This is a genomic window from Streptomyces sp. NPDC126510, from assembly GCF_040302345.1.
In the GTDB taxonomy this organism is placed as follows: domain Bacteria; phylum Actinomycetota; class Actinomycetes; order Streptomycetales; family Streptomycetaceae; genus Streptomyces.
Map to the genome: position 1 here is coordinate 307,436 of NZ_JBEORR010000002.1, position 21,598 is coordinate 329,033.

The window sequence follows — 21,598 nt, forward strand, 5'->3', positions numbered from 1 at the left end:
GTCAATCTCCAGCCTGGCCACGGCACTTGTCAAGGTTTCGGCCATGTACGGCGGCTGACGGGGAGATGAAGTGGGCGGCATGGGTGGAAATCCGTCTAGGCTGAGCGGTTGAGTCACCTGAGGCGCGCTAGGAGAAACAGCCGATGTCAGACCGCTCCCCCCTGCCGCCGGTGCGGCTGCACCCCGAGGCGGAGCTGGCGCGCGACGCGCTGTCCACGCCGTTGCTGTCCCGGGCCGCCCGGCTCGCCCGCTGGGCCGGGCCGGACACCCGCGTCGAGGCCGGGGGAGGGCTCGTCGACGAGCAGCTGCCCGCGGCCGCGGAGGCGCTCGGGCTGAGCGGGGAGGACGCCGCGGCCGACGCCGGCGAGGCGTGGCGGGTCGCCGTCGACGCCGGGCTCGTCGAGGTCGTCGACGAGGAGCAGGGCACCGTGACCGCCGGTGCGGACCTGGCCCGGCTCACCGGCGGCTCACCGCAGGACGTGCTCGCCGTGTGGCTCGCCGCCCTGGAGACCGTGCTCGCCGACGCGAGCGTGCCCGACCTGGACGGGCTCGTGGACGAGGACGGCGAGGTCGACCTCTCCGCCCTCGACTGGGACCCCGAGGGCGAGGCAGAGTTCCTCGACGGCGTACTCGGCAACCTCTATCTGCTGACCGCCGGCGAGGACGCGCCCCAAGGTGCCCCGGTGCCGCTGCCGGCGCTGGCCGCCTCGGTGATCGTGCCCAGCGACATGGGAGAGCCCACCAACGACGTCCTGGAGCAGGTGTCCGACGCGATGATGCGGCTGGACGACCAGTTCCGGATGCTGGAGCCGGTGGGATTCGTCGCCTACCAGCCCGTGGACGAGGCGCTCATGGCCGACGCCGACGAGGAGCCCGCGGCGCCCGTCGACGACACCGATGTCTCCCGGTACGGCATGGTCCGGCTCACCCCGCTCGGGCTGTACGGCATGCGTGCGCGGCTGCTGGAGGCCGGGTTCGAGGCGCCGGCCGTCGGGGACCTCGCCGACAAGGGGGCCGACGCGCTGCTCGACGGCACGGCCGGGTTCCCGCCCGGTGCCGCGCAGGCCGAGACCGAGCAGTGGCTTCAGCGGCGGGAAGTGCCGGCCGCGGCACGGGAGTTGCTGGCGGCGGCCCGGGGCTCCGACGTCGGGGCGCCGCTGCGGCGGTTGCGGTGTCAGCAGGCCCTCTCACTCGTCGGCGCCTCGGCCGAGCCCGCCTTGCGGGAGGTGCTCGACGACGCCGAGCTGGGCGGGCTCGCCCGGGTGTGGCTGACCGAGCACGGAGCGGTGGACGTGCCCGCGCCGTCCGAGGCGATGGTGTACTGGCTGACCATCGACACGGTGGCCGCGCAGCTGGCCGCGGAGGGGAACTCCGAGGAGCTGCGGGCGCTGGTGGAAGGGCTCGCGCGGCAGCACGGCGGGTTCTTCGAGGCCGTGTGGCGGGTCGATCATCCGGCGACCGCCGATGTGCTGGAGGCGATGGGGCGGTTGCATCCCGACAAGAAGGTGGCGAAGGAAGCGCGGAAGGCCGCGTTCAAGGCTCGGTCGCAGCAGGGTGGCTGATCCGCTTTTGTGAGTGCGGCGCCGTCTCGGCTTGTCGCGCAGTTCCCCGCGCCCCCAGGGTGTGTTCAACCGGCGTTCATGGATGAGCGGGACGGTTTCGCCGAACGAGGTCCGCCACCTCCCACGGCATTCTCACCGTCACAGGAGACACCATGTCGCTCACCCGTAGGGACTTCGCCAGGAACTCCGCGATCACCGGTGCCGGTGTCGCGCTGGCGGGCAGTGTCGGCGCCCTCGCCACCGCGCCCAACGCCCTCGCGTCCGACGACAGCGTCAGCGCGGGGGACGGGGCGGCGGACGCCCGGCACGGCGTCGGCTACGGGCCGCTCGTCCCGGACCCCGAGGGCATCCTGGCCCTGCCCGCCGGATTCACGTACAAGATCATCACTTACAGCGGCAGGACCCGGCTGGAGTCCGGCGAGTTCACCCCGTCCAACCACGACGGCACCGCCACCTTCGACGGCCCCCGCGGCACCACCCTGCTCGTCAACAACCACGAGCTGAAGGGCCCGCGCGCCAACTGGGAGCACCCGGTGCCGCTCACCGAGGGCCTCGTCTACGACCCGGCCGCTTCCGGCGGCTGCACGGTCGTCGAGGTGCGCCCCGACGGACGCGTCGCCGAGTGGGTGGGCATCGCCGGCACCTCCACCAACTGCGCCGGCGGCCGCACCCCCTGGGACACCTGGCTCACCTGCGAGGAGAACTCCGACAAGGCCGGCGTCAACGGCATGACCAAGGACCACGGCTACGTCTTCGAGGTCGACCCCTGCGACCGGCGCGCCAACCGCGCCCCCAAGCCGCTGAAGTTCTTCGGCCGCTACGACCACGAGGCCGTCGTCATCGACCCCAGGCGCGGCCACGCCTACCTCACCGAGGACGCCTCAGGACCCAACGGCCTCCTCTTCCGCTGGACCCCGCCCAAGGGCTTCGAGTACGGCCACGGGAAGTTCCGCGGGCTCGCCGACGACGCCGGTGTCCTCCAGGCGCCCAGGTGCTTCGACTCCGGCGGCACGTTCGTCGACGACCTGTCCCGCGCCACGAGGACCGGCACGGTCTACGGCGTCGACTGGGTCGACGTCCCCGACCGCGACGCCCGCACCACCCCGGTGCGCAAGCAGTTCACGGACGGCCAGGTCACCCGCGCCCGCAAGCTGGAGGGCATGTGGTGGGGCGACGGCGGCGCCTACATCGTCTCCTCCTACGCCCGTGAGGAGAGCCCCGTCCAGCACGACGGCCAGGTCTGGTTCTACGACCCCAAGCGCCGCACCCTGACGCTGAAGGTCCTGCTCGGCGTGAACCCCGACCCCTCGAAGGACGGCGCGTTCGACGGCCCCGACAACATCACCGTCTCCCCGTACGGCGGCCTCGTCATCGCCGAGGACGGCGAAGGCGTGCAGCACCTGTTCGGCGCCACCGACAGCGGACGCACCTACCCGATCGCCCGCAACGAGCTGAACATCGGCACCGAAGAGGAGCCGGAATACAGTGAGTTCACCGGCGTCACCTTCTCGCCCGACGGCCGGACCCTCTACGCCAACATCCAGACACCGGGCATCATGCTCGCCATCACCGGTCCCTGGAAGCGCCAGAAGCGGTCATAAATTCGGTCGCCATTCCCGAGTTGCGCCTCCTACAGTGAGATCACAACGTCACGCACCTCCCGGTGCGATGGCAGCGGCTACTTCTCTTCCAAAGAATCCGACGCCGCCGCCGACTTGATCTCGGGAGGCGCGGCATGTGGTGGGTGCCCGGTGCGAAGGCAACGGTTACTTCCTGGATCGGACGGTTGCGGGTTCGAGTCCCGTCAGCGACTTCGGGTCGCTGTAGCTCAATGGGTAGAGCATCTGAATTAGTCCGTCGCCGACTTCTGTCCTCGGGCACCCACCTCTTTTCCCGCATGCAGCGTCTCCTCCGAATGCGAATGAATTCGGGGGAATTCACCATGGCGCGATTCAATGCCAAGGCAGCACGTGCGCGTCCCGTCTCGCGCGTGACGTCCACGGGGCGTGTACTGCGGACGTACGAGGGTGGCCTGGGCCATGAGCGGGACGCCCGCTCCGAGCTCTTGTTGCTCGCCCTCTCCCACTTCGTCTCCCAGCAGACCTTCTACGAGACCGGCGACGACCGCGACGACCGGTTCCAGCGGCTCGTACGCGAACTCGCCGTCACCGACCCGGAGTGGACGGCCGGCCTGCTCGGCTGGCTGCGCGGCGCGGGCAACCTGCGCACCGCCTCGGTCGTCGGCGCCGCCGAGTACGTCAAGGCTCGCCTGGACGCGGGCGCCACCGACGGCCCGTCCAACCGGCAGGTCGTCGCCTCCGTCCTGCAGCGGCCCGACGAGCCCGGCGAACTGCTCGCGTACTGGACCGCGATGTACGGCCGCAACGTGCCGAAGCCGGTCAAGCGCGGCATCGCCGACGCCGTGCGTCGCCTCTATCACGGCAAGGCGCTGCTGAAGTACGACACCGCCTCCCAGGGCTACCGTTTCGGCGACATCCTCAACCTCGTGCACGCGGTCCCGGACCCGGACAAGCCGTGGCAGGGCGAGCTGTTCCGCTACGCCCTGGACCGCCGGCACCACCCGGACACCGCCGTGCCGCCCGCGTCGGACCGCGTCCTCACCGCGCACCGCGAGCTCATGGCGCTGCCCGTCGGGGAACGGCGTGCGGTCGTGACCGCCGAGGGCGGCGCCGAGCGGCTCACCGGGGCCGGGATGACCTGGGAGGCGCTGGCGGGCTGGCTGCAGGGGCCGATGGACAAGGCGGCCTGGGAGGCCGTGATCCCGTCCATGGGCACCATGGCGCTCGTGCGGAACCTGCGGAACTTCGACGAGGCCGGCGTCTCGGACGAGGTGGCCGAGCGGGTCGCCGCGCGGATCAGCGACCCGGCGGAGGTCGCGCGCTCGCGGCAGTTCCCCTTCCGCTACCTCGCCGCGTACCGGCACGCGCCGTCGCTGCGCTGGTCGTACGCGCTGGAGCGGGCACTCGGCCACTCGCTGGCCAACGTGCCGGCGCTACCCGGCCGGACGCTGGTGCTCGTCGACCGCTCGGGCTCGATGTTCTGGTCGGCGCTGTCCGACCGCTCTGAGCTCAACCGGGCCGACGCGGCGGCGATCTTCGGTACGGCGCTGGCCCTGCGGGCCGAGAGCGCGGACCTGGTCGAGTTCGGCTCGACGAGCAACCGTGTGCCGTTCCGCCCGGGCGAGTCGGTGCTGAAGGTCCTCGACCGCTTCGGCGACCTGGGCGGCACCGACACCACGGAGGCGGTGCGCCGGCACTACACGAAGCACGACCGGGTGCTGATCGTCACCGACGAGCAGTACACGCACCACCACCGGGGCGGCCCGACCGAGCAGATCCCGGCCGCCGTGCCGGTCTACACCTGGAACCTCGCGGGATACCGGGCGGGCCACGGTCCGTCGGGCAGGGGTAACCGGCACACGTTCGGAGGGCTCTCGGACGCCGCTTTCCGGATGGTTCCGCTGATCGAGGCCTCCCGGGACGCCGACTGGCCCTGGGTGGCCCGAGGCGGCTCGGTGGCCTGAGGGGGCTGTGGCCCGCACCGCGTGGGGAGTGCGGGCCACGGTCCTGTGCGCACCCTTGTGGCACCCGGTGCTGACATCTAACATTTCAGTTTATGGAAGCCATCCGGCCCGTGCCCCGGACCCTGCTCAGGGACCGGGCGTACGCGGCGATCCGGGACGCCATCGTGGCCGGGGAGATCGAGCCCGGCGCGGTGGTGCGGGACGCCGACCTCGCGGAGCGGCTGGGGCTGTCCCGGGCGCCGGTGCGGGAGGCGTTCTCCCGGCTGGTGGACGACGGGCTGCTGGAGAGCAAGCCGCAGAGCTACACCCGGGTGACCCCGCTGGTGACCGCCGACGTGCGGGACGCCGCCGCCGTGGTCGGCGCCCTGCACGAGCTGGTGACACGGGTGGCCGTGCCCCGGCTGGGCGTCGCGGACATCACGGCGATGCGGGCCGCCAACGAACGGTTCGCCGCCGCCGTGGGTTCCGGGGACGTGGACGGGGCCCTGCGGGCCGACGACGAACTGCACGACGTCCTCGTCCGGGTGAGCGGCAACCGTGCCGCCGCCGCGACCGTCGCCCGCTACACGCCGCTCATCCGCCGCCTGGAGCGGCGCCGCTTCGGAGAAGGCGGCAGCTGCCGCTCCGCCGGTCTGCACGAGCGGTTGATCGAGGCCTGCGCGGCCGGTGACACGGCCGCGGCACTCCTCGTCACGGCGGAGATCTGGCGGGGGCTCGAGGAGCTCGCCGACTGAGACCGACCCCCACCAGGGAGGACGACCCATGTCCCTTTCGTCGTACGAGCGTTACCCCCTGCTCTTCGGGCCCTCGCCCGTCCACCGTCTGGAGCGGCTCACCGCGCACCTCGGCGGCGCGTCCCTGTGGGCCAAGCGCGAGGACTGCAACTCCGGTGTCGCCTACGGCGGCAACAAGACCCGCAAACTGGAGTACCTGGTCGCCGACGCCCTCGCCCAGGGTTGCGACACCCTCGTGTCGATCGGTGGCGTGCAGTCCAACCACACCCGCCAGGTCGCGGCCGTCGCCGCCCGGGCCGGGCTTAAGTGTGTCCTGGTCCAGGAGAGTTGGGTGGACTGGCCCGACGCGGTGTACGACAAGGTCGGCAACATCCTGATCAGCCGGCTCGCCGGGGCCGATGTGCGGCTGGTGCGGGCCGGCTTCGGCATCGGCTTCAAGGAGAGCTGGGAGCAGGCGCTCAGGGAGGTCGAGGAGGCCGGAGGGAAGCCGTACGCCATCCCGGCCGGCGCCTCCGACCACCCGCTGGGCGGGCTCGGATTCGCCGGGTGGGCGTACGAGGTCGCCGAGCAGGAGCGGCAGCTGGGCGTCTTCTTCGACACCGTCGTGGTGTGCTCGGTGACCGGGTCGACCCAGGCCGGCATGGTCGCCGGGTTCGCCGCACTGGAGGAGGCGGGCGGGCGGCCCCGGCGCGTGCTCGGCATCGACGCCTCGGCGAAACCGGCCGCGACCCGCAGCCAGATCGCCCGGATCGCGCACGGCACCGGGCGGCTGATCGGCGTCCGGCGGGAGTTGACCGAGGCGGACGTCGAACTCGACGAGCGGTACCACGCGGGCGTCTACGGCATCCCCGACGAACCCACCCTGGCGGCGATGCGGCTCGCGGCCCGTACGGAGGGGATGGTCACCGACCCCGTCTACGAGGGCAAGTCGATGGCCGGGATGGTCGACCTCGTGTCGAGCGGCGAGATCGGCCGCGACAGCGTGGTGCTCTACGCCCACCTGGGCGGGCAGCCGGCGCTGAACGCGTACAGCGCGCTGTTCTGACCTCCGTCCGGCCGGCCCCGGAATCATCCGGGCTGGTGTCGGGTTGTCGTGCTCAAACGACACCCGTTGAGGAGCAGTCATGTCCGACGAGCCAGCCGTTCGCGAACTCCGCCTCGTGGTCACCGCGGAGGACTACGACGCCGCGCTGCACTTCTACCGGGACGTGCTGGGTCTGCCCGAGCGGGGGGCCTTCGCCTCGGAGGACGGGCGGGTCACGATCCTGGAGGCGGGGCGGGCCACCCTGGAGCTGACCGACCCGAACCACGCGGCGTTCATCGACGACGTCGAGGTGGGGCGGAGGGTCGCGGGGCACATCCGGGTCGCCTTCGAGGTGGACGACTCCGCCGCCACGACGGCGAAGCTGGCCGCCGCCGGAGCGGAGGTCGTCGCCGAGCCGACGCGCACCCCGTGGAACTCCCTGAACTCCCGGCTCGAAGCGCCGGGTGCTCTTCAGCTGACGCTGTTCACCGAGCTGGGTGACTGACGGGGGTTGCCGGGGGTGGTGGGTGTCGGGCCGGGGTGATCGGCCGGCTGCGGGCGGTGGGTCGCGGCGCTGTCGCCGGGTGGTGGGTCGGGGCCGCGCCGGGGGGTGTCCGTCCTCGGAACGGCGCGATGGACCCCCTTACCGACTGACTGTGCGTTGACGCGCCAACCGCTGCGGGCCGACACCCCCCGACACGGCCCCTTCTCGCCGTACGCGGGTGCCGGCCGGTGGGAGCGTCGCCCATGGGGCGGGCACCCGTCCGGCTGCCCCTGCGTCGTCCCTCTCGGGCCGGGCCGTGCGTCGTCCATGAGGGCCGGCACGCGTCCGGCTGCCCCTGCCGGGTCGGCCGCGGTGCCGGATACAGTGCTGAGCGTGCGGACGGACAATCAGCGTGCGGAGCCGAGTGCGGAGCGGCCCGACGGTGCCCGGCGCCGGGCCACGATCCACGACGTCGCCCGCCTGGCCGGGGTGTCACGCCAGACGGTCTCCCGGGCGGTCAACGACAAGGGTGAGATCGACCCCGGCACCAAGGAGCGGGTCCTGGAGGCGGCGCGGCTCCTGGACTACCGGCCGAGCCGGTTCGCGCGCGGACTCGTCCAGAAGGGCGCGGTGACGGCCGGCCTGGTCATCCCCGACCTGCGCAACCCCTTCTTCCCCGAAGTGGCCGCCGGGGTGCTGGAGGCGGCCGAGCGGCGCGGCTGGCAGGTCGTCGTGTGGGACTCCCGGATCGACGAGGCCCGGGAGCGGGAGGCGCTGGACGTGCTCTCCCACCAGGCGGACGCGGTCGTGGGGTACTTCAGGGACCCGGACGACGTCCTCGCCCGGCACCTCGGGGGCGTACCGCTGGTGCTGCTGGAGCGCGGCCCGCAGCAGACCCGGTTCGCGGCCGTGGGCATCGACGCCGCCACCGGTGTCGAGCAGGGCATGGGCCATCTGTTCCACGCGGGACACCGCAGGATCGGCATGCTGGACGGCGTGCACGGCCCGAGCCCCCGCAGACAGGCCTTCCTGGAGCAGGCGCGGCGGCTCGGACTGCCCGTCGACGAGGGGTGGGTCGTGGTGTGTCCCGAACACAGCGTGGCGGGCGGCGAGTCGGGCATGGAGCGGTTGCTGACCGCGCGGCCCGAGATCACCGCCGTGTTCGGCTTCAACGACCTGATCGCGATCGGGGCGATGCGCACCGCCAGCCGCCGTGGCCGGAGCGTTCCGGCCGACCTGGCCGTGCTGGGCTTCGACGGTCTTTCCCTGGGCGAGCTGGTGGACCCCGCCCTGACCACCCTGCACATCGACAAGCGGCGACTCGGGCGGCTCGCCGTGGAACAGGTGGCCCGGCTGCGCGCGGGCGAGGAGCCGCTGCGCGGTGCGGACGCGTGGGTGACACCCGAACTCGTGGTGCGCGAATCCGCCTGACGTCCCGGTCGTCCCGCCGCCGGGTGGAGCGGCCCCGCCGGACGGGCGTGGGCGTGTGGTGGCGCCCCTTCTCCGGTACGTTCCGGTGTCGCGGTGGCGCGTCCGGGGCGGACGCGGTGCCCGTCTCGCGGGGCCTCCGGCCGGCAGGGGGACCGGGCCGTTCTCGGTAAGGTGCGCAGAGAGCCCCGGTGATGAGGAGTGGTCGCGTGGCGCAGGTCAGGCCCATGCGGGCGGATGCCCGGCGCAACTACGAGCGGTTGCTGACGGTCGCCGTGGAGGCGTTCGCCGAGCACGGGGAGGGTGCGTCCCTCGACGACATCGCCAAGCGGGCCGGGGTCGGTTCGGGCACGCTGTACCGGCACTTCCCGACCCGGCAGGCGCTGCTGGAGGCCGCCTATCTGGACCGGATCGAGGCGATCGCGGCCCGGGCCGGCGTGCTCGCGGCCGAACTGCCGCCGGGCGAGGCGCTGACGGAGTGGCTGTACGAGCTGGGCGCCGGGATGATCCGGATGCGGGGGCTGAAGGCGCTGCTGGGACCGGCCGTCACGGACTCGGGCTCCCGTGTGACCACGGCGTGCGGCGACGCGGTCAAGGTCGCGGCCGGGCGGCTGGTCCGGGCGGCGCAGGAAGCGGGCACACTCCGGGCGGACGTCGAGCCGGTCGATGTGCTGCGGCTGGCGCACGGGATGGCGACGGCGTCGGAACTGGCGGACGGGGAGGGCCGGCACCTCCGGCGTTACCTGACGCTGCTGCTGGAGGGGCTGGAGGCAAGGCGCCGCTGATGCGGTGAGCCGGACGCCCCCTGGTGAGGGGGGCGTCCACGGAGGCCGGTGCGGTGGGTTACAGGGCCTGTGCCGCCGGCTTCACCATGCCCCTGACCGTGCGGGACTTCACGAAGTCACCCAGGGCCGTCATCTCCCACTCGCCGGAGAACTGGCGGATCAGCTTGGCCATCAGCACGCCCGTCTGCGGTTCGGCGCTGGTGAGGTCGAAGCGGACCAGTTCCTCACCGGTCGTGCCGTCCAGGAGACGGCAGTAGGCCTTGGCGACCTCCGTGAACTTCTGGCCGGAGAAGGAGTTCACCGTGAAGACGAGGCCGGTGACCTCCTGCGGCAGGCGGCCGAGGTCGACCATGATCGTCTCGTCGTCACCGCCGCCCTCGCCCGTGAGGTTGTCGCCGGAGTGCCGGATGGCGCCGCCCACGATCTGGAGCTTGCCGAAGTAGCAGCTGTCGATGTGGTTGCGCTGCGGCCCGTAGGCGATGACCGAGGCGTCGAGGTCGATGTCCTTGCCGCGGTACGCCGGCTCCCAGCCGAGGCCCATCCTGACCTGGGAGAGCAGAGGGCGGCCGCCCTTGATCAGGGAGACCGTCTGGTTCTTCTGGAGGCTGACACGGCCCTTGTCGAGGTTGATCTTCCCGGCGCCGGGCGCGGGCGGGGGAGGCGTGGCCGGGGCCGGGGGAGTGGTGGGGGCGGCGACCGGCGGGGCCACGGGCGGCTGCACCGGGGCCGGCGGCGGCGGCGTCACCGGCTGGGGCGGGGCGGCGGCGGCCGGCTCCTCCACCGTGACCCCGAAGTCCGTGGCGATGCCGGCGAGGCCGTTGGCGTATCCCTGGCCGACGGCGCGGGCCTTCCACTGGCCGTTGCGCTGGTACACCTCCACGATCACCAGGGCTGTTTCGCTGCCGAGCTGCGGCGGCGTGAACGAGGCCAGGACGGAGCCGTCGTCCGCGTTGCGGATCGTGGCCGTCGGCTCGATGCCCTGGAACGTCTGGCCCGCGGCGTCCGGGCTGGCCGTGACGACGATCTTCTCGATGCCGGGCGGGAGGGCCGTCGTGTCGACCACGATCGCGTCGGGCGCGCTGCCGCCGCCCGAGCGGTATGTCACACCCTGGCCCGACGGCTGGTTGTAGAAGATGAAGTCGTCGTCGGAGCGCACCTTGCCGTCGGCGGTGAGCAGCAGGCCCGATACGTCGAGCCGCACCGGGGCGGCGACGTCCACCGTCACGCGGGCGGCGGACAGGGGGATGTTCGAGCCGGGGGTCATAGCTGTCATGCCGGGTGAACGAGCGAGGCGGTTTTGCCGTTCCCTTACCTCAGGCCAATCGGGTCACCGGCGATTGCGGGGGTGGGCCCGGGCGGTGCGTTCGTTGCCGCGCTTGTAGTTGCCGGTCCAGCGGGCCATGACCAGCTGGGGGTCGGAGGCCTCGACCTCGGCGAGGAACCGCGCGGCCCGGGGGCCGTTCAGGGTGGTGGCGGGGTGGCCGTGGTGGCTGATGCGGACGCTTCCGCCCGCGTGCTGCTCGTAGGTGAATCCGTGAGGTCGTGGCATGCCGTGAGCGTAGGGGGGCGGGGGCGGACGCCCCACCGAATTTCGTCCGCCCCCCGCCCCGCCCCGGGGGCCTACGGCACGACCACGATCTTCCGGCCGACCCCCGCCGCGAACTGTTCCAGCGCCTGCGGGTACCGCTCCAGCGGGATGCGGTCGCTGATGAAGACCTCCGGGTCGAGAACACCGCCCGCGAAGAGTTCCGCCGCCCGCTCGAAGCTGTGCAGCACCGCCATGGAACCCGTGATGGTGATCTCCTGGTTGTAGATACGGTACGGGTCGATCGTCACGCGGGTGGCGTAGTCGGCCACGCCGAACTGCAGGAACGTGCCCGCCTTCGCCACCCGGTCCAGCCCGTCCTGGATCGCCGCCGCGTTGCCCGTGGCGTCGACGACCAGGTCCCAGCCCTGCGGGCGGTCCAGTTCGTCGGGGGTCGCCGCCGACGCCGAGACACCGAGGCGGCGGGCCGTCTCCAGCCGGGCCGGGTTCACGTCGACGACGTCCACGCTCGCCGCGCCCGTGCGCTTGGCCAGCTCCAGCATCATCAGGCCCATGGTGCCGGAGCCGTAGACCAGCACGTGCGCGCCGAGGCGGGAGCGGAGCACGTCGTAGCCGCGCACCGCGCAGGACAACGGCTCCACGAGCGCCGCGTCCTCGGTGCGGACGTGTTCGGGCAGCTTCACGCAGTTCGCCACCGGGGCGAGCGCGTACTGCGCCGCCCCGCCGGCCGTCGTCACGCCGATCGCCGCCCAGCGCTCGCAGAGGTTGTTGTGGCCGGTGCGGCAGTAGCGGCATTCGTAGCAGTAAAGGGACGGGTCGACGGCGACCCGGTCGCCCACCGCCACCTCCGTGACCTGTGTGCCGACCCCGACGACCTCGCCGGCGAACTCGTGCCCGGGCACGATCGGGAGCTTCGGGGCGAACTCGCCCTGCAGGATGTGCAGGTCGGTTCCGCACAGCCCGCAGGCGGCGACCTCGACGACGACCTCGCGCGGCCCTGGCGTCGGGTCCGGGATCTCGGCGACGACGGCCTTGCCCACGGACTCGATGACGGCGGCCTTCATTTCACGGCTCCCAACGACAGGCCCTGGACCAGCTTGTCCTGGGCGGCGAACCCCGCGGCGAGCACCGGCAGGGAGATGACGAGCGACGCGGCGCACACCTTCGCCAGGAACAGGCCCTGGCTGGTGATGAAGCCGGTCAGGAAGACGGGGGCGGTCTCGGCGACCACACCCGTGAGCACCCGGGCGAACAGCAGCTCGTTCCAGCTGAAGATGAAGCAGATCAGCGCCGTCGCGGCGATACCCGGGAGGGAGATCGGGGCGACCACGCGCGCGAGGATCGTGGGCAAGCGGGCCCCGTCCACCTTCGCCGCCTCGATCACCGCCACCGGGATCTCGGCGAGGAAGGACTGCATCATCCACACCGCGATCGGCAGGTTCATGGACGTGTAGAGGACGACCAGCAGCCAGATGTTGTCGAGCATCCCGGCGTTCCTGGCGAAGAGGTAGACCGGGAGGAGACCCGCCACGGCCGGCAGCATCTTGGTGGAGAGGAAGAAGAACAGGACGTCCGTCCACTTGCGGACGCGGTTGATCGAGAGCGCGTACGCCGCGGGGAAGGCCAGCAGCAGGACCAGCAGCGTCGAGGCCACGGACGCGACCGTGGAGTTGATCAGGGCCGGCCAGGGGCTCGCGCCGCCGCCCGTGCCGAAGAACTCGCGGTAGCCGTCCAGTGTCAGGGCGGCGGCGAAGGACGGCGGGTTGGTCGCGGCGTCGGACTCCGAGTGGAACGACGTCAGCGCCATCCACGCGATGGGCAGGAAGAACACGATCCCGGCCAGCCAGGCCAGCAGGCCCAGGCCGTTACGGCGTACGACGCTCATGCGCGGGACACCTCCTCGCGGAACAGGGACGACACCACGCGCAGGGCGAAGGTGGCGATGACGATCGAGCCGATGACCACCAGGACGCCCGCGGCCGAGGCGAGGCCGTTCTCGTGGGCCTGGTAGAAGCTCTGGTAGACGGTGTAGGGGAGGTTGGCGGTGCCGAGGCCGCCGGACGTGATCGTGAAGACCGCGTCGAAGTTCTGGACGATGTAGATCGAGCCCAGCAGGGCGCCCAGTTCGAGGTAGCGGCGCAGATGCGGAAGGGTCAGGTGGACGAAGATCTGCCAGTCGCTCGCGCCGTCGACCCGGGCCGCCTCGACCTGCTCGTGGTCGCGGCTCTGCAGGCCCGCGAGCAGGATCAGCATCATGAACGGTGTCCACTGCCAGACGAGGGCCGCCTCGACGGCGAGCAGCGGGGTGGTGGAGATCCAGTCGGGCTGGGGGCCACCCACGTAGTGCAACAACCCATTGAGCAGGCCGTATTCAGGGTTGTAGAGCACATGCTTCCAGAGCAGGGCCGCTGCCACCGGTACCACCAGGAACGGAGCGATCAGCAGCGTCCGTACGATGCCCCGGCCGCGGAACCTCCGGTCCAGCAGCAGGGCGAGGGCTAGTCCCAGCACCAGACTGGCCAGCACCACCGCCACCGTCAGCAGGACGGTCGTCCACACCGAGTGGCGCAGGTCCGCGTCGGTGAGGACCTCCCGGTAGTTGTCGAGGCCGGTGAAGTGCCGGGCGTCCGGATAGAGCGAGTTCCAGTCGAAGAAGGAGATCACCAGCGTCGCCACGAAGGGCAGTTGGGTGACGACGACCATGAAGATCAGGGCGGGGAGCAGCGGGGCCCGGGTGGCCCAGTCGCGCAGCCGGGCGGAGGGGCGGCGGGCCGGGGCGGGTATCCCGGGAGAGGCCACGGGGGCCGTGGTCGTGGCGGTCATCGTCCCTCGTACTCCTCGGAGATCTTCTCGGCGAGCGCCTGTGACTTCTTCAGGGCCGACTCGACGGACTGGCGTCCGGCGATGGCCGCGCTGATCTCCTGGGAGACCTTGGTGCCGAGGTCGGTGAACTCGGGGATGCCGACGAACTGGATGCCGGGCGCGGGCCGCGGCTGGACGCCGGGATCGTTCGGCCGCGCCTTCTCGATGGCCTCCTTGGTCATCTCCTGGAAGGCACCGGCCTCCTTGCGGTAGGCGGCGTTGGCGTACGTCGATGCCCGCTTGCCGGCGGGGACGTCGGACCAGCCGACCCGGTCGCCGACCAGCTGCTCGTAGCCCTTGCCGGACGCCCAGGAGACGAACTTCCAGGCGTCGTCCGGGTTGCGGGAGGCCTTCTGGATGCCCCAGGCCCAGGTGTAGAGCCAGCCGGAGGACTCGGTCTTCTCGACGGGGGCGGGGGCGTAGCCGATCCTGCCCTTGACCGGGGACTTGGCCGCCTCCAGGGAGCCGGCCGCGGAGGTGGCGTCGTACCACATGGCGACCTTGCCCTGGGTCATGTTGTTGAGGCACTCGGCGAAGCCGGACTGGGCGGCGCCGGACTCGCCGTGCGTGCGCACCAGATCGACGTAGAACTTCGTCGCCTTCTCGAAGGCGGGGGAGTCGAGCCGTGCCTTCCAGTCCTTGTCGAACCAGGTGCCGCCGAAGGTGTTGACGACCGTGGTGAGGGGGGCCATCACCTCGCCCCAGCCGGGCAGGCCGCGCAGGCAGATGCCCTTCATGCCGGGCTCGGCGCCGTCGGCCTTGGCCGCGAGGTCCGCCACCTGCCGCCAGGTGGGGTGCGCGGGCATCGTCAGGCCCTTCTTCTCGAACACGTCCTTGCGGTACATCAGGAACGACGACTCGCCGTAGAAGGGCTGGCCGTAGAGCTTGCCGTCGTCCGCGGTGAGGGACTGGCGCATCGGCTTGAGCACGTCCTGCTCGTCGTAGGCCGGGTCCTTCGCCACGTAGCCGTTCATCTCGTGCAGCCAGCCGTTGCGGGCGTAGATCGGTATCTCGTAGTTGGACAGCGTGGCGACGTCGTACTGGCCGGCCTGGTTGGCGAAGTCCTGGCTGATCTTGTCGCGGACGTCGTTCTCGGGCAGGACCGTGAAGTTGACCTCGATGCCCGTCTCCTCGGTGAAGTGGGCGCGGGTCAGTTTCTGCAGCTCGACCATCTGGGGGTTGTTGACCATCAGGACGTTGATGGCGTCGCCGCCGGAGCCGGCCCCGCCCGCGCCGACCCAGCAGCCGGACAGCAGCGGGGCGAGCAGCGTCCCTGCGGCGGCCAGGGCGAGCGGGGCTCGCGGTGGCCGTCGTCGGCTCTGGGTTCGCATGGATCGCTCCTGGGAGGTATGGGGAGATAAGGGGCATGCCAGGGCGCGGTCGCGCCTGGTGGGAGGCGAGGGGGGTGGGTCAGACGCGGAGGACCTGCGGACCGAGCAGCGAGTGGCGGTGGGCCTCGGCGGCCGGGAGCAGGGTGCTCGTCACGATCGTCTCCAGCGCGCCGACCTCGGCGAACCGGCAGAAGCTGACCGCTCCGAACTTGGTGTGCACGCCTGCGAAGACCACGCGCCGGGCGGCCCGGATCGCCTGTGCCTTGACCTCGCTGACGGCCGGGTCGGGGGTGGTGAGGCCGTGCTCGCGGGAGATGCCGTTGGCGCCGATGAACGCCAGGTCGAGGACGAAGCCGGAGAGCATCTTCGTCGTCCAGTGGTCGACGGTGGCGAGGGTGCCGCGCCGCACCCGGCCGCCGAGCAGCAGGACGGAGACGTGCTCGGCCTCGGCGAGGGCGCCGGCGACCGGCAGGGACGCGGTGACCACGGTCAGCGGCCGGTTCCGGGGGAGCGCCTCGGCGATGAGCTGCGGGGTGTAGCCCTCGTCGACGAAGACGGTCTCGGCGTCGCCGAGCAGGTCGGCCGCGGCCGCCGCGACCCGGCGCTTCTCCGGGACGTGGCTGGTGGCGCGGAAGGCGAGCGTGGTCTCGAAGCCGGCGCTCTCCACGGGGTAGGCGCCGCCATGGGTGCGGCGGAGCAGGCCGTGGTCCTCCAGGACGCGCAGATCCCGCCGTACGGTCTCCTTGGCCACGCCCAGTTCGGTGGCGAGGGCGGTGACGTCGACGGCCCCGTCCCGGCGTGCGGCCAGCACGATCTCGCGCTGCCGTTCTTCCGCGGTCCTGTTCATGGCCGTCACCCGCCTTCCTGCCGCGCTGCCCGTTCGGGCCCTCGGTCGGGCCATGGGGAAGTTCTACAGGGGGTGGGGTGCGGTGACCAGGCCTGATCCGGGCCCGATGCTGCCCGCGTATGCCCGTTCGGGCGGGACGGGCCCATGAGCTCGGGTGGTGCGGTGACGTGGCGGCCGCGGGTTCGTCGTGGCTGGTCGCGCAGTTCCCCGCGCCCCTGGGCGTGGCGCTGCCGCGCCTACGACCAGGGCACGGTACGTGCCCGGACATGCCTGCGGGCGGGCCCGTTCTCTGCCCGCCCGCCTTGGTGGCGACTGTTTCCGGTCAGTACGGCCAGATCGGCGGGTCCGTCACGAACTGGCCGCCCAGGTAGGCGTGGGCCTCGTTGCCGTCCCGCAGCTCGCCCTGCTCGGCGATGAGCTTCTCTGCGTACGGCTCGGAGTCGTCCTGCGGCTCGTAGCCGAGCGCGCGGGCGGTGCCGAGGTCCCACCACAGCCGGGTGTTGGCGGAGGAGCCGTGGACGACGGTGTGGCCGACTTGGTCGGCCGTCAGGGCCGCGTGGAAGAGGCGGGCGCCGTCGGCGGGGCTCATCCACACCGAGAGCATGCGGACGCTGGTCGGCTCGGGGAAGCAGGAGCCGATCCGTACCGAGACGGTCTCCAGGCCGTGCTTGTCCCAGTAGAGCTGTGCGAGGTCCTCGCCGAAGCACTTGGACAGGCCGTAGAAGGTGTCCGGGCGGCGGGGGGTGTCGATCGGGATCAGGGGGTCGTCGCCCTGCGGGCGGGGTGTGTAGCCGACGGCGTGGTTGGAGGAGGCGAAGACGATCCGGCCGACGCCCTCCTCGCGGGCGGCCTCGTACAGGTGGTAGGTGCCCTCGATGTTCGCCCTGAGGATCTTCTCGAAGGGGGCTTCCAGGGAGATGCCCGCGAGGTGGAGGATCGCGTCGACGCCCCGGACCGCCTCGCGCACCGCGTCCCGGTCGGCGAGGTCGGCGGTGATCGCGTCCGGCTCGCCCTCGATCGGGCGCAGGTCGAGCAGGCGCAGGTCGTAGCCGTAGGCCGGGAGCAGGTCCCGCATCAGGGTGCCGAGGCCGCCGGCGGCGCCGGTGAGCAGGACGGTGCGGGGAGCGGGCATCCTCGGATCTCCTTGATCGCCAACCGTGCTGATCGCCAAGCATGCACATGAGCGCACGGCATTCATATGTGTGGACACGCTAGGGATCCGGGGCGGAGCCCGTCAAGTATGCCGCGGAGGGGATGAATCCGCAGGTGCGTCGCGGGTGCGCGCGCTTGACCGGCGCCAAGGGGGCGCCTTAGCGTGGACTCGTTCAGAAATATAGACGCCAATCATGAATATGGAACCGGGAGAGCTTGTGACGCCAGCCCCTCTCGCCGCTCGACTCGACGTCCCCAGCGGGCCGCTGTTCTTCCCGGTCACCGCCTACGGCCCCGACGGCTCCGTGGACCTCGACACCTTCCGCACCCACGTCCGGCGCGGGGTGGAGGCCGGAGCCGCCGCCGTGTTCGCCTGCTGCGGCACCGGCGAGTTCCACGCCCTGACGCCCGAGGAGTTCGAAGCCTGCGTACGGGCCGCCGTCGAAGCCGCCGACGGGCGGGTGCCGGTCGTCGCCGGCGCCGGGTACGGCACCGCGCTCGCCGTGCGCTACGCCCGCCTCGCCGAGGCCGCCGGGGCGGACGGGCTGCTCGCCATGCCGCCGTACCTCGTCGTCGCCGGGCAGGAGGGGCTGCTGCGGCACTACCGCGAGGTGGCCGCCGCGACCGCCCTGCCGGTCATCGTCTACCAGCGCGACAACGCCGTCTTCACCCCCGGGACGGTCGTCCGGCTCGCCCGCACGGACGGGATCATCGGCCTCAAGGACGGGCTCGGCGACCTCGACCTCATGCAGCGCGTCGTCAGCGCCGTCCGCTCGGAGGCACCGGGCGAGTTCCTCTACTTCAACGGCCTGCCGACCGCCGAGCAGACCCAGCTCGCCTACCGCGCCCTCGGCGTCACGCTCTACTCCTCCGCCGTGTTCTGCTTCGCGCCGGAGATCGCCCTCGCCTTCCACCAGGCCCTCAGGACCGGCGACGACGCCGTGGTGGAGAAGCTGCTGGACGGCTTCTACCGCCCGTTCGTCGAACTGCGCGCCCAGGGCCGCGGCTACGCGGTCGCGCTGGTCAAGGCCGGTGTACGGCTGCGCGGCCTGGACGTCGGGGAGGTGCGGCCACCGCTGCACGAGCCGAGCGAGGATCATGTGAAGCAGCTCGCCGACGTGATCGAGCGCGGCTACGCGCTGCTGGAGGAGACCAAGTGAAGGCGTCGACATTCGTCTACCCCTGGGACGTCAACGGGGACTTGGAGGCACCCGCGCGGATCGCCGCGCTCGGTGTGGAGCAGGTGACGCTCGCCGCCGCCTACCACTCCACCCGCGCCCTGACGCCCCGCCACCCGCGCCACCGCATCGTCACCGCCGAGCACGCCGCCGTGCTGTACCCGGCGGACGACCGCTGGGCCGGGCGCGAGCTGCGCCCCTACGCGGCCGGAGCCTGGGCCCCCGGGGACGCCTTCGGCGAGGCCGCCACCGCCCTCGCCGGGGCGGGTCTCGAGGTGCACACCTGGGTCGTCCTCGCGCACAACTCCCGCCTCGGCGCCGAACACCCCGGCACCTCGGTCGTCAACGCCTACGGCGACCGCTATCCCTGGGCGCCGTGCATCGCGCAGCCCCCCACGCGCGCGTACCTCATCGATCTGGCGGCCGAGGCGGCCGTGCGGCCCGGGGCGAGCGGCACGGAGCTGGAGTCCCTCGGCTGGTACGGCCTGGAGCATCTGCACGCCCACGACAAGACCGGCGGCGTCGGCCTCGGGGAGGCCGGACAGTACCTGATGGCGCTGTGCTTCTGCCCGTCCTGCCGCGAGGGCTACGGCCGGCACGGCCTGGACGCCGACGAGCTGGCGGCCGCCGTACGGACCGCGCTGGAGCCGGTCTGGCAGGGGGCGCCCTCGGACGGCGGCTGGGCGGGCATCGAGAAGCTCCTCGGCGAGACGCTCGCCACCACCACGCGCGCGTACCGCGACGAAACCGCCCGCACCCTCCAGGAGCAGGCCGTCGCGGCGGTCCGGGCGGCCGCTCCCGACGGCTTCCAGGTGCTGCTGCACGCGGATCCCGTTTCGTACCACGTCGGCGCCAACCCCGGGGTCGACCCGGCGCACATCCTGTCCGTGGCGGACGGTGTGGTCGTGCCGTGCGCCGGTGGCACCGGCACCCTGACGCCGTTCGCGCGCCAGGGCCGCGAGGGCGCCGTCGTCGCCGCCAACTTCCCCGTCGTCTCGGGGATGGGCGGCAGCCCCGCCACCATCGCCGCCGACGCCGCCGAGGCACGCCGGCTGGGCGCCACCGAACTGCGGCTGTATCACGCCGGGCTGGCGTCCGACGACGATCTGGCGGCCGTCCGCTCCGCCCTCGCCGGGCTCTGACCCAGCGCGACGGCCGTCACCAGCAGCGCCAAGCCCAGGGCCACCAGCACCAGCCGGTGGCTCACCAGTTCGACCAGGGCCGCTCCGGCGGCCAGCCCGACCACGTTCGGCGCGTACACCGCGGTGCGGGCCGTGGCCGTGACCCGGCCCAGCAGCGCACCGGGCGTCTCACGCTGCACGGACGTCAGTGCGGCGATCAGCACCGCGGGCAGCCCCATGCCGATCGCCGCGCTGCACACCAGTGCCACCGGGTCGGACGGCACCACCCGAAGCGCCACCGCGACAGCCAGCAGGGCGATGCCGGACGCCGCGAAGCGCCGCGCCCCCAGCCGGCGCAGGGCGGGGCCGCAGAGCAGACCGGCCGCGACCGAACCGGCGCCCTGCGCGGCGTACAGCACGCCGGTGTACGCGGGGGAGTGCCCGAGGCCGTCGACCACGGCGTACAGCATCGCCCCGTTCAGGCCGGCGCACAGCATCGTGGCGCCGCCCGCCAGGACCAGGGGGCGCAGCACCGGGTGCGCCCACAGGTGCCGGACGCCCTCTGCGGTCCGCTGCCGACCGGTGCCGGCGGGCGGCGCGGGCCTGACCTCCCGCACCCGCAGCAGCGCGTACAGCCCCGCGGCCAGCACGAACGTCGCCGCGTCCAGGAGGGCGACGCTCGCGCCGCCGTACGCCGCGCAGAGGCCCGCCCCCGCCAGCGGGGCCAGGAGCTTCATGCCCTCGTCGGCGGTCATGCGCAGACCGTTGAAGTCACCGAGCAGCGACGGCCCGATCGCGGTCGCCACCAGCGCCGACTCGGCCGCGTCGTGGACGACGCCCGCCGCGCCGTACACGAACAGCACCGCGTACAGCAGCCACAGGCTGCCCGGGCCGTCGACGCTCAGGAGGGTGAGCAGCAGGGCGGCGAGCAGCAGGTTCACGCCCGTCAGCAGCGGTTTGCGGCGGCCACGGTCGGCGAGGGTGCCCAGCAGCGGTCCGGCCAGGGTCGGCAGCCACATGGCGAGCATGCACAGCGCGGCCAGGCCGTCCGAGCCGGTCAGGTCCTTGACCCACACGCCGGACGCCAGCCACAGGGCCGAGGTGCCGAAGCCGGAGACCAGCACGCCGGAGAGGCAGAGCCCGGCGTCGCGGTCACGCAGGACGCGCACGAGGGGCCAGGTCGTCTTGGTCTTCATGCCTGGTCATCGTGCGACTAAGGACCCAGAGAGCGGATCGGGCAGGTGCCCTAGAACCCGGTCGCGGCGGGCAGGGGAGGGGGCCTGGCGGTGGACGCGGGTCCCGGTGGGCGATGAGTTTCGCGGACGGCGCCGGTCCACTCCTCAGGACCACACTCCGGAGGAGCGCGCATGACCGACACGACCGGTACGACCCTCGACCTCGGAGCCCAGACCAAGGCCCTGGCGCAGCTCGTGGCCGGCGTCGGCGACGATCAGCTGGCCGACCCGACCCCCTGCCCCGAGTACGCCGTGCGCCACCTGCTCGGCCACCTGGCGGGACTGTCCGCCGCCTTCCGTGACGCCGCACGCAAGGACCTCGGCACCACGACCGACACCAGCCCGGGCTCCGCGCTCCCCGACCTCGCGCCCGGCTGGCGCGGGGAACTGCCCGAGGTCCTCGACGAACTGGCCGGGGCCTGGCGCGACCCGGCCGCCTGGACCGGCATGACCCGGGCCGGGGGCGTCGACCTGCCGGGTGAGATCGCGGGCCTGGTCGCCGTCGACGAACTGGTGATCCACGGCTGGGACCTGGCCCGCGCCACGGGGCAGTCCTACCACCCCGACCCGGCCGCGCTCCGCGCCTGCCACGCGTTCCTCGCCGCTTCCGCCGACGACCCCCAGCGCGACGCCATCTTCGGCCCGATCGTCACCCTCGACGCGGACGCGCCCCTGCTGGACCGCGCGGTGGGACTGAGCGGCCGGGACCCGGCGTGGACCGGCAAGCCGTAGAAAGCGATTGCTGTTTCTTTGCCGAAAGCATTG

At 72.4% G+C, this 21,598-nt stretch carries 20 protein-coding genes; 11 read left to right on the forward strand and 9 right to left on the reverse strand.

The genetic code is table 11. The features are described from left to right. The first annotated feature begins 143 nt into the window (after nucleotides 1–143). The 8 genes from ABTX60_RS03330 to ABTX60_RS03365 all read left to right on the forward strand — a co-directional run bounded on the left by ABTX60_RS03330 (nucleotide 144) and on the right by ABTX60_RS03365 (nucleotide 9,561). Nucleotides 144–1,562: a hypothetical protein gene (locus tag ABTX60_RS03330; RefSeq protein WP_352095377.1), complete on the forward strand. Its 1,419-nt coding sequence runs from the start codon at nucleotides 144–146 to the stop codon at nucleotides 1,560–1,562. A 152-nt stretch (nucleotides 1,563–1,714) separates the two neighbouring features. Beyond that, nucleotides 1,715–3,163: an alkaline phosphatase PhoX gene (locus tag ABTX60_RS03335; RefSeq protein ID WP_352095378.1), complete on the forward strand. Its 1,449-nt coding sequence runs from the start codon at nucleotides 1,715–1,717 to the stop codon at nucleotides 3,161–3,163. Nucleotides 3,164–3,504: 341 nt separating this feature from the next. Continuing rightward, nucleotides 3,505–5,106, forward strand: coding sequence for a TROVE domain-containing protein (locus ABTX60_RS03340; RefSeq protein WP_352095379.1), 1,602 nt, complete (start codon nucleotides 3,505–3,507; stop codon nucleotides 5,104–5,106). A gap of 92 nt (nucleotides 5,107–5,198) precedes the next feature. Then, nucleotides 5,199–5,840, forward strand: coding sequence for a GntR family transcriptional regulator (locus ABTX60_RS03345; protein WP_352095380.1), 642 nt, complete (start codon nucleotides 5,199–5,201; stop codon nucleotides 5,838–5,840). Nucleotides 5,841–5,868: 28 nt separating this feature from the next. Beyond that, complete coding sequence (locus ABTX60_RS03350) at nucleotides 5,869–6,885, forward strand: 1-aminocyclopropane-1-carboxylate deaminase (RefSeq protein ID WP_352095381.1); 1,017 nt, start codon at nucleotides 5,869–5,871, stop codon at nucleotides 6,883–6,885. Nucleotides 6,886–6,964: 79 nt separating this feature from the next. Further along, nucleotides 6,965–7,369 (forward strand): VOC family protein, encoded by a 405-nt coding sequence (locus tag ABTX60_RS03355; protein WP_053670698.1) that lies wholly within the window; start codon nucleotides 6,965–6,967, stop codon nucleotides 7,367–7,369. Nucleotides 7,370–7,741: 372 nt separating this feature from the next. Next, complete coding sequence (locus tag ABTX60_RS03360) at nucleotides 7,742–8,779, forward strand: LacI family DNA-binding transcriptional regulator (RefSeq protein WP_352095382.1); 1,038 nt, start codon at nucleotides 7,742–7,744, stop codon at nucleotides 8,777–8,779. A 206-nt stretch (nucleotides 8,780–8,985) separates the two neighbouring features. Continuing rightward, complete coding sequence (locus ABTX60_RS03365; protein WP_352095383.1) at nucleotides 8,986–9,561, forward strand: TetR/AcrR family transcriptional regulator; 576 nt, start codon at nucleotides 8,986–8,988, stop codon at nucleotides 9,559–9,561. A gap of 58 nt (nucleotides 9,562–9,619) precedes the next feature. Here ABTX60_RS03365 and ABTX60_RS03370 read toward each other — a convergent pair whose 3' ends face one another. From ABTX60_RS03370 to ABTX60_RS03405, 8 genes are all read right to left on the reverse strand, one after another. Further along, nucleotides 9,620–10,825: a TerD family protein gene (locus ABTX60_RS03370; protein ID WP_352095490.1), complete on the reverse strand. Its 1,206-nt coding sequence runs from the start codon at nucleotides 10,823–10,825 to the stop codon at nucleotides 9,620–9,622. A gap of 63 nt (nucleotides 10,826–10,888) precedes the next feature. Then, complete coding sequence (locus ABTX60_RS03375) at nucleotides 10,889–11,110, reverse strand: hypothetical protein (RefSeq protein WP_352095384.1); 222 nt, start codon at nucleotides 11,108–11,110, stop codon at nucleotides 10,889–10,891. Between the two features lie 71 nt (nucleotides 11,111–11,181). Beyond that, nucleotides 11,182–12,171 carry a zinc-dependent alcohol dehydrogenase family protein gene (locus ABTX60_RS03380; protein ID WP_352095385.1) on the reverse strand — a complete coding sequence of 330 codons (990 nt, stop codon included), beginning with the start codon at nucleotides 12,169–12,171 and terminating at the stop codon, nucleotides 11,182–11,184. Beyond that, nucleotides 12,168–12,992: a carbohydrate ABC transporter permease gene (locus tag ABTX60_RS03385; protein ID WP_352095386.1), complete on the reverse strand. Its 825-nt coding sequence runs from the start codon at nucleotides 12,990–12,992 to the stop codon at nucleotides 12,168–12,170. The genes ABTX60_RS03380 and ABTX60_RS03385 overlap by 4 nt, the downstream gene beginning before the upstream one ends. After that, nucleotides 12,989–13,930, reverse strand: a complete 942-nt coding sequence (locus ABTX60_RS03390) for a carbohydrate ABC transporter permease (RefSeq protein WP_352095387.1) — start codon at nucleotides 13,928–13,930, stop codon at nucleotides 12,989–12,991. Before ABTX60_RS03390 ends, ABTX60_RS03385 begins: the two co-directional genes overlap by 4 nt. Beyond that, nucleotides 13,927–15,300 (reverse strand): ABC transporter substrate-binding protein, encoded by a 1,374-nt coding sequence (locus tag ABTX60_RS03395; RefSeq protein ID WP_352095388.1) that lies wholly within the window; start codon nucleotides 15,298–15,300, stop codon nucleotides 13,927–13,929. The genes ABTX60_RS03390 and ABTX60_RS03395 overlap by 4 nt, the downstream gene beginning before the upstream one ends. Before the next feature lie 79 nt (nucleotides 15,301–15,379). After that, nucleotides 15,380–16,147, reverse strand: coding sequence for a DeoR/GlpR family DNA-binding transcription regulator (locus ABTX60_RS03400; protein ID WP_352095389.1), 768 nt, complete (start codon nucleotides 16,145–16,147; stop codon nucleotides 15,380–15,382). A gap of 322 nt (nucleotides 16,148–16,469) precedes the next feature. Next, nucleotides 16,470–17,279 carry an NAD-dependent epimerase/dehydratase family protein gene (locus tag ABTX60_RS03405; protein ID WP_352095390.1) on the reverse strand — a complete coding sequence of 270 codons (810 nt, stop codon included), beginning with the start codon at nucleotides 17,277–17,279 and terminating at the stop codon, nucleotides 16,470–16,472. 238 nt (nucleotides 17,280–17,517) lie between these two features. Between ABTX60_RS03405 and ABTX60_RS03410 the strand changes: the two genes are divergently transcribed. Together ABTX60_RS03410 and ABTX60_RS03415 are read left to right on the forward strand one after the other, a co-directional pair. Next, a complete protein-coding gene (locus ABTX60_RS03410) occupies nucleotides 17,518–18,459 on the forward strand; it encodes a 5-dehydro-4-deoxyglucarate dehydratase (RefSeq protein WP_352095391.1) in 942 nt (313 codons plus the stop codon). After that, nucleotides 18,456–19,619: a hypothetical protein gene (locus ABTX60_RS03415; RefSeq protein WP_352095392.1), complete on the forward strand. Its 1,164-nt coding sequence runs from the start codon at nucleotides 18,456–18,458 to the stop codon at nucleotides 19,617–19,619. The genes ABTX60_RS03410 and ABTX60_RS03415 overlap by 4 nt, the downstream gene beginning before the upstream one ends. On the opposite strand, the gene ABTX60_RS03420 is transcribed toward ABTX60_RS03415, so the two are convergent. After that, nucleotides 19,556–20,794 carry an MFS transporter gene (locus ABTX60_RS03420; protein ID WP_352095393.1) on the reverse strand — a complete coding sequence of 413 codons (1,239 nt, stop codon included), beginning with the start codon at nucleotides 20,792–20,794 and terminating at the stop codon, nucleotides 19,556–19,558. The two genes, ABTX60_RS03415 and ABTX60_RS03420, sit on opposite strands and share 64 nt — an antisense overlap. A gap of 171 nt (nucleotides 20,795–20,965) precedes the next feature. On the opposite strand from ABTX60_RS03420, the gene ABTX60_RS03425 reads away from it, so the two are divergent. Next, entirely contained in the window at nucleotides 20,966–21,565 is a 600-nt protein-coding gene (locus ABTX60_RS03425) for a TIGR03086 family metal-binding protein (RefSeq protein ID WP_352095394.1), read from the forward strand. Nucleotides 21,566–21,598 lie beyond the last annotated feature (33 nt).